We start from the raw sequence: 6,239 nt of genomic DNA on the forward strand, positions 1-6,239 counted from the left end.
GTGCCGGTCTGGCAGGACGGAAATCGCCTGGCATTCCGCGCGCCGCAGCGCTTCCACGGCTTCTTCAAGAGCCTGTCCCTGCCGCTCGTCCACAGCAAGCTGAACGCAACGCTGAGCTGCCACGGATAAGCGCGCGACCTTCCCTCGACGAGACAGCCGCAACTGCCCGGCATCGTAACCGCCGCGCCACGCAAAAGCTTTCGTTAACATTCGTGGCCGGGTTCAGTCAAAAGTAAGGTTAGCCGTTAGGGTTAAGGGTCATTTAAGAAATCTCTGCCAAGGTCCTTTCCGTTGGTAACTCGCGCGGGCTGCGTTCTTGCGCCGCGCAAACGCGAAGGACTCTGCCATGGGCAGCCTGAAAACTCTCGCGCTGGCGGGCGGCCTGGCGCTCGGCGCATCCGTCGCGGCGCAGGCAGCCGATCTCGCCTACGCGCCTCCGCCTCCCCCGCCCGAACCACTCGGGCTGAAGGGCACGATTTCCAGCGGCTTCTATCTGCGTGGCGATATCGGCGTCGGCATCCAGAGCGTCGGCAAGTATTATCAGGAAGACGTCGTCGCCTTCGGCGGCAGCTTCTTCGGCAAGACCGACAACTCGGCCTTCTTCGCCGGGCTCGGCGTCGGTTACCGCTTCAACAACTGGCTCCGCTTCGACGTCACCGGCGAGTATCGCGGCTCGACCTCGATCGGGGTGAACGACATCGTCTTCAACCCCTTCATCAACCAGAACCAGACCAACACCTACAAGGGCAACATGTCCTCGTTGGTGACCCTGTTCAACGGCTACATCGATCTGGGCACCTGGAACTGCCTGACGCCCTATATCGGCGCCGGCATCGGCTTTGCGCAGAACCGGATCAGCGGCCTGACCGACCAGGGCTCGGTCGCCGGCTTCCCGACGCTCGGCTATGCGAGCAACGGCACCGACACCAACCTCGCCTGGGCATTGATGGCCGGCGTCGGCTACGAGGTGAACAAGAACCTGACGCTCGAACTCGGCTATCGCTACCTCAACCTCGGCGACGCGAATTCGGGCCGCATCCAGAACGCGTTCCTGCCCGAGAGCTATGGTGCGCTCAAGGCGCGCGACATCGACAGCCACGACTTCCGCATCGGCATGCGCTGGAATTTCGGCGACCCGAACTGCTGCGGCACACCGGAACCCGTCGCCTACGCGCCGCCGGTCGTTCGCAAGTACTGAGACGGCCTCGGCTGCCTCAACGGGAAACGGCGCGGATCACCTCCGCGCCGTTTCCCTTTTCGCAGCTTGGTCGGCTCCGCTCAGCGCAGCAGCGACTGGCCCGTCATCTCCGCAGGCTGCTTCAGCCCCATCAGTGCCAGCAGGGTTGGCGCCATGTCGGCCAGACGGCCGTCCGCCAGCGCCTTGGCCTGCCCGCCGATCAGCATCAGCGGCACGACATTCGTGGTGTGCGCGGTATGGGGCTTGCCGGTCAAGGGATCGACCATCAGCTCGGCATTGCCGTGGTCGGCGGTGACGAGCAGCGCCCCGCCCTGCCGCTGCACTGCCTCGGCGATCGCGCCCAAACCCGCATCGACGGTTTCGACCGCCTTGATCGCAGCTGCCAGCACGCCTGTATGGCCAACCATGTCCGGGTTTGCGAAGTTGAGCACGACGAGGTCGTAGCGGTCGGATTCGATCGCCTCGACCGCCTTGGCGGTCAGCTCCGGCGCGGACATTTCCGGCTGCAGATCATAGGTCGCGACCTTGGGCGACGGCACCATCACCCTCTCCTCGCCCGCATAGGGCGTCTCCTCGCCGCCATTGAAGAAATAGGTGACGTGCGGGTATTTCTCAGTCTCTGCCATCCGGATCTGCGCGCGGCCGGCCTTGGCGACGGTCTCGCCCAGCCCGTTGGCGAGCGTCTGCGGCGGGAAGAGAACCGGCATCACCTTGTCCAGTTCGGCACTGTAGGAGGTCATGCTGACCGCCTTGGCCAGCTTCGGCACGCGCGGGCGATCGAAGCCGGTGAAATGCGTCTCCAGCACCGCATTCAGGATCTCGCGGATGCGGTCCGAGCGGAAGTTGAAGCTGAGCAGCCCGTCGCCATCCTTCATCCCGGCATAGCCGCCGATCACGGCCGGCAGGATGAACTCGTCGGTGACCTTGCCGTCATAGGCCCCCGCGATCGCCGCCTGAGCCGTCGCGAAGCCCTCGCCCTCCCCAAGCACCATGGCGCGCCAGGCCTTCTCGACACGCTCCCAGCGATTGTCGCGGTCCATCGCATAGTAGCGCCCGGAGAGGCTGGCGATGGAGGCTCCGGCGGGCAAGGCAGCCTCGAAGGACTTCACGTAATCGGCGGCCGACTGGGGCGGGGTATCGCGGCCATCGGTGAAGACATGGACCTTCACCGGGATGCCCTGCGCCGCCACGATCTTCGCGAGCGCGACCGCGTGGTCCTGATGGGCATGGACGCCGCCGGGCGAGACGAGGCCGAGCAGATGGCAGGCGCCGCCGCTCGCCTTGAGCGCCGCGACGAGGCCGGAGGCGGCAAGCGCCGCCTCGATCGAGCCGTCGACGATCGCCTGGTTGATCCGCGGCAGATCCTGCATCACCACGCGACCCGCCCCGAGATTGAGGTGGCCGACCTCCGAATTCCCCATCTGCCCCTCGGGCAGCCCGACATCGAGCCCGGAGGTGCGCAGGAAGGAATGCGGCCCCGCCGCCCAGAAGCGATCGAAATTCGGCGTCTTCGCCAGCCGGACCGCGTTGTCCTTGCTGTCGTCGCGCCAGCCCCAGCCATCGAGGATCATCAGCATCACGGGGCGAGGCGGCATCGGCTTTGACCTGTCGGCATCAGTGAAAGGTGCGTGTGCGGATATCACGCGCGACGTCGCCTATGCGAGTGCTAAGAAAGCGGCGGAACCGCGGCGAAGCCCCGATGGGAGGCAGCGATGACGATCAAGGCGCTGGTTTTCGATGCCTATGGCACGCTGTTCGACGTGCAGTCGGTCGCGGGCGTCACCGACCGGGCCTTTCCCGGGCATGGCGCGGCCATCACGCAGATCTGGCGGCTGAAGCAGCTCGAATACACCTGGCTGCGTGCTCTGATGGACCGCTACGAGGATTTCTGGACCGTCACGCGCGACTCGCTCGACTTCACCTTGCGAAGCCTCGGCCTCTCGGCGCCGCCGGATCTCGTCTGGCAGATTGCCGAAGCCTATGACGCGCTGGCGCTCTACCCGGAGGCGCGCGCGGCGCTGGAAGGGCTCGCGCCCTACCGCCTCGCCATCTTCTCCAATGGCAGCCCTGCGATGCTGAAGCGCCTCGTCGCCCATGCCGGCATCGGCGAACTCCTGGAGACCGTGATCAGCGTCGACGAAATCGGCGTCTACAAGCCCGATCCGCGCGGCTACGCGCTCGTCGAAAAGCGGCTCGGGCTCCAGCGCGACGAAATCCTCTTCGTTTCCTCCAACGGCTTCGACATCGCCGGCGCCAAGGCGCATGGCTTCCATGTCGCCCGCATCGAGCGCGTGCCGGCCAGCAGGCTGCGCAGCGAGCTCGGATTGGCCGCGACGATCGATCCTGCCCTGATGTTCAAGGCGCTCAGGATGCAGCCCGAGCAGCTCGGCTTTCAGGCCGATGCGACCATTGCGGCGCTGACCGATCTCGTCTCCTATGTCGCCGCGTTGAGACAGGCCTGAAGCGCCGCCGAGGATCGTCCATGATCAAGTTTTACTACCACCCCTCGCCAAACCCGGCGAAGATAGCGCTGTTTCTCGAGGAAGCCGGCCTGTCCTACGAGATGGTGCCGGTCGATACCCGCAAGGGCGACCAGTTCAAGCCGGAATTCCTCGCCATCAATCCCAATGCAAAGACGCCGGCCCTGACCGATGGCGACGTGGCTATCTTCGATTCCAACGCGATCCTGCTCTATCTCGCCGAGAAAACCGGCCAATTCCTGCCCGAGGATACGCCGAAGGCGCGCGGCGAGATGCTGTCCTGGCTGATGTTCGTCGCCACCGGAATCGGCCCCTATTGCGGCCAGGCCGTGCATTTCAGCCGCTTCGCGCCGGAGAAGATCCCCTACGCCATCAACCGCTACTCGCGCGAGGCCGAGCGTCACTGGGGCATCATCAACGACGTGCTCGCCGGGCGTCGCTACATGCTCGGGGATACCTACACGCTCGTCGACATGTCCGTCTGGGGCTGGGCGACACGGCTTTCTTTCGCGGTGGGCGAAGCCTGGCCCGGGATGTTCCCGCACGTGAAGCGTCATCTCGACGAAATCTCGGCACGCCCCGCAGCACAGCGCGCCGTTGCGCTCAAGGATCAGTTCGCCTTCAAGACGGATTTCGATGCGGAGGCGTTCAAGTACCTGTTCCCGCAGAACGCTCACCTCAAGGCCTGAGCACGGCCGGTGGCGTGCCGTCGGGCGCGCCGTGCCGCCTGTGCATCATGCCGGCCCCGCCGGCAAAAGCGCTGGCGGCATCGGCCTTTTCGCGCCAGTGTCGCCCGCGCCCCGCTCCGAGACGCGCGGGCGCCGCCTGAATTCCGAGGGGACGGATGCCGACAGATATCGAGATCGCGCGCGGCGCGACGCTTCAGCCTATTGCTGCCATTGCAGACAGGGCGGGCATTCCCGCCGAAGCGCTCAATCCCTACGGCAAGTACATCGCCAAGATCGACACGCATGCGATCCCGGACTTGCAGGACAGGCCGGACGGCAAGCTGATCCTGGTCACTGCGATCAACCCCACGCCTGCGGGCGAAGGCAAGACCACCACCACGGTCGGCCTCGGCGACGGACTCTCGCGCATCGGCAAGCGCGTCATGATCGCGCTGCGCGAGCCTTCGCTGGGCCCCAGCTTCGGCATGAAGGGCGGCGCCGCCGGCGGCGGCCACGCGCAGGTCGTGCCGATGGAACAGATCAACCTGCATTTCACCGGCGACTTCCACGCCATCACCAGCGCCCACAACCTGCTCGCGGCGATGGTCGACAACCACGTCTACTGGGGCAATGGCCTCGAGCTCGACACGCGCTTCATCAGCTGGCGCCGCGTCATGGACATGAACGATCGCGCGCTGCGCTCGATCGTCTCCTCGCTCGGCGGCAACGGCAACGGCTTTCCGCGCGAGGACGGCTTCGACATCACCGTGGCCTCGGAGATCATGGCGATCTTCTGTCTCGCCACCGATGCCGCCGATCTCGAGGAGCGCCTGGGCCGCATCGTCGTAGGCCGGACGCGCGACAAGCGCCTGATCACCGCCGCCGACCTCAAGGCCACCGGCGCGATGAGCGTCCTGCTCAAGGACGCGCTGATGCCGAACCTCGTGCAGACGCTCGAAGGCACTCCCGCCTTCGTCCATGGCGGCCCCTTCGCCAATATCGCCCATGGCTGCAATTCGGTGATCGCGACGCGCACGGCGCTCAGGCTCGCCGACTATGTCGTCACCGAAGCCGGATTCGGCGCCGATCTGGGCGCCGAGAAGTTCTTCGACATCAAGTGCCGCAAGGCGGGGCTGAAGCCGGCCGCCGCGGTCGTCGTCGCGACCGTGCGCGCCCTGAAGATGCATGGCGGCGTCGCCAAGGACGCGCTCGGGCAGGAGAACCTCAAGGCGCTGGAAGCCGGCATGGCCAATCTCGCCCGGCATGTCGAGAACATCCGCAAGTTCGGCGTGCCTCCGATCGTCGCGATCAATCACTTCACCACCGACACGGCGGCCGAGCACGATCTCATCCGGCACTATTGCCGCAATCATCTCGGCGTCGAAGCGGTGATCTGCCGGCACTGGGCCGAGGGTGGCGCCGGCGCCGAGGAGCTTGCACGAAAGGTCGCTGCGCTCACTGACGAGGACGAGGCCGACTTCGCTCCGCTCTATCCCGACGCGATGCCGCTGCGGGAGAAGCTGGAGACGATCGCCCGCGAGATCTACGGGGCATCCGGCGTCAGCATCGACGGCAAGCTGGTCAACCGCCTCGCCGAGCTGGAAGCCGCCGGCTTCGGCGATCTGCCGATCTGCGTCGCCAAGACCCAGTACTCCTTCTCGGCCGACCCGGCGCTGCGCGGTGCCCCCGCCGGCCACATCGTGCCGATACGCGAACTCAGACTGTCGGCCGGGGCCGGCTTCCTCGTCGCGATCTGCGGGGACATCATGACGATGCCCGGCCTGCCGCGCGAACCGGCGGCCGAACGCATCCATATCGATGCGCAGGGGCGGATCGAAGGGCTGTTCTGACGGCTCCGGCGACAGCGGCCGTCACGCTGTCGTCACATGACTC

5 protein-coding genes are annotated in these 6,239 nt (G+C 66.1%); 4 read left to right on the forward strand and 1 reads right to left on the reverse strand.

The annotated features are described in order from the left end of the window. Window positions 1-346 precede the first annotated feature (346 nt). Window positions 347-1,198 carry an outer membrane protein gene (locus ACIPIA_RS08655; protein ID WP_400508576.1) on the forward strand — a complete coding sequence of 284 codons (852 nt, stop codon included), beginning with the start codon at window positions 347-349 and terminating at the stop codon, window positions 1,196-1,198. 80 nt (window positions 1,199-1,278) lie between these two features. Here ACIPIA_RS08655 and gpmI read toward each other — a convergent pair whose 3' ends face one another. After that, on the reverse strand, window positions 1,279-2,793 hold the full coding sequence (gene gpmI, locus ACIPIA_RS08660) for a 2,3-bisphosphoglycerate-independent phosphoglycerate mutase (RefSeq protein WP_400508578.1): 1,515 nt from the start codon (window positions 2,791-2,793) through the stop codon (window positions 1,279-1,281). A gap of 117 nt (window positions 2,794-2,910) precedes the next feature. Between gpmI and ACIPIA_RS08665 the strand changes: the two genes are divergently transcribed. The 3 genes from ACIPIA_RS08665 to ACIPIA_RS08675 all read left to right on the forward strand — a co-directional run bounded on the left by ACIPIA_RS08665 (window position 2,911) and on the right by ACIPIA_RS08675 (window position 6,196). Next, window positions 2,911-3,660 carry a haloacid dehalogenase type II gene (locus tag ACIPIA_RS08665; RefSeq protein WP_400508580.1) on the forward strand — a complete coding sequence of 250 codons (750 nt, stop codon included), beginning with the start codon at window positions 2,911-2,913 and terminating at the stop codon, window positions 3,658-3,660. A gap of 20 nt (window positions 3,661-3,680) precedes the next feature. Next, window positions 3,681-4,367, forward strand: a complete 687-nt coding sequence (locus ACIPIA_RS08670) for a glutathione S-transferase family protein (RefSeq protein ID WP_400508582.1) — start codon at window positions 3,681-3,683, stop codon at window positions 4,365-4,367. Window positions 4,368-4,522: 155 nt separating this feature from the next. Further along, on the forward strand, window positions 4,523-6,196 hold the full coding sequence (locus tag ACIPIA_RS08675; RefSeq protein ID WP_400508584.1) for a formate--tetrahydrofolate ligase: 1,674 nt from the start codon (window positions 4,523-4,525) through the stop codon (window positions 6,194-6,196). Window positions 6,197-6,239 lie beyond the last annotated feature (43 nt).

The sequence above is a fragment of the Allobosea sp. CER48 genome, from assembly GCF_044752385.1.
Taxonomy (GTDB): domain Bacteria; phylum Pseudomonadota; class Alphaproteobacteria; order Rhizobiales; family Beijerinckiaceae; genus Allobosea.

Coding starts and splice junctions, on each gene's coding strand:
- ACIPIA_RS08655 (WP_400508576.1), top strand. CDS start 347: ATGGGCAGCCTGAAAACTCTCGCGCTGGCGGGCGGCCTGGCGCTCGGC.
- ACIPIA_RS08675 (WP_400508584.1), top strand. CDS start 4,523: ATGCCGACAGATATCGAGATCGCGCGCGGCGCGACGCTTCAGCCTATT.
- gpmI (WP_400508578.1), bottom strand. CDS start 2,793: ATGCCGCCTCGCCCCGTGATGCTGATGATCCTCGATGGCTGGGGCTGG.
- ACIPIA_RS08670 (WP_400508582.1), top strand. CDS start 3,681: ATGATCAAGTTTTACTACCACCCCTCGCCAAACCCGGCGAAGATAGCG.
- ACIPIA_RS08665 (WP_400508580.1), top strand. CDS start 2,911: ATGACGATCAAGGCGCTGGTTTTCGATGCCTATGGCACGCTGTTCGAC.